This is a genomic window from Psychrobacter nivimaris, assembly GCF_904846365.1.
Taxonomy (GTDB): domain Bacteria; phylum Pseudomonadota; class Gammaproteobacteria; order Pseudomonadales; family Moraxellaceae; genus Psychrobacter; species Psychrobacter nivimaris_B.
This window is the reverse complement of sequence record NZ_CAJHAL010000075.1, coordinates 1-886: the sequence shown is the minus strand read 5'-3', so window position 1 is coordinate 886 and position 886 is coordinate 1. Positions and strand designations below refer to the sequence as shown.

Here is an 886-nt window from a genome sequence, read left to right as displayed (position 1 = left end):
TTATTATAGTGTTTGAGTCTAACTGTGGATAACTTTGTAATTCATATAATATATAACTATAAAATTTGGTTAACTAAAAATAGGTTTTTAGGAAGATATTCCTACTAGGTTCGTATGAGTTATTTATCATTTGGGGACAAAGCAAATTAGTTTATTGACCAAAACCATACTGAATGGTATAATCCTCCGTTATTACGAATTTAGTCCATTATTTTGATAGGTGAGTTATGAAACGTACATTCCAACCAAGCGTGATCAAGCGTAAACGTACTCACGGTTTCCGTGCTCGTATGGCAACTAAAAAAGGCCGTCAGGTCTTAGCTCGTCGCCGCGCTAAAGGACGTCATCGCCTTACTGTATAATCAGTAGATTGCGATAAGCATGGCTAATAGTGCTTGTTGTGTTCTTATTGTTTATAGATTGCGATAGTCAATCATCACAACTGACACTTAGCCATATATTAAAAGCGCCCACATCGGCGCTTTTTTTGTCTCTATAATTTGTTATTATTTCTTTTATCGTTATTCTACTAGGTTGTACTATGTCCAATACACTTTCAGATACATCTGCAGCTAGTTTCACTAAACAGCAACGTCTGCTTACTCCTGCAGCCTTTCGTGAGGTATTTGACGCACCTGAGCGCAAGATTCATCAGAGTCATTTAATGGCTTTTGTACGTGCTAACGAGCATGCACAGCCGCGAGTCGGTATGGCTATTACCAAGCGTAAAGTACCTACTGCTGTCGCTCGTAATCTGATCAAAAGGTATGTGCGTGAAGAATTCCGTACCAAAGCTTTTAAAATGGAAAATAAAGATATTGTTTTTATTGTAAAAAAACCTATTAAAGAAATAGACAATAAAGAATTAAAAAATCAAACAATTAAT

2 protein-coding genes are annotated in these 886 nt (G+C 36.1%); both read left to right on the top strand.

What is annotated here, in order from left to right:
- Positions 1–227 precede the first annotated feature (227 nt).
- Positions 228–362 (top strand): 50S ribosomal protein L34, encoded by a 135-nt coding sequence (rpmH, locus tag JMX63_RS14390; protein WP_007394757.1) that lies wholly within the window; start codon positions 228–230, stop codon positions 360–362.
- Between the two features lie 179 nt (positions 363–541).
- The coding region (rnpA, locus tag JMX63_RS14385; protein ID WP_201573191.1) for a ribonuclease P protein component at positions 542–886 on the top strand (345 nt) is incomplete at its 3' end.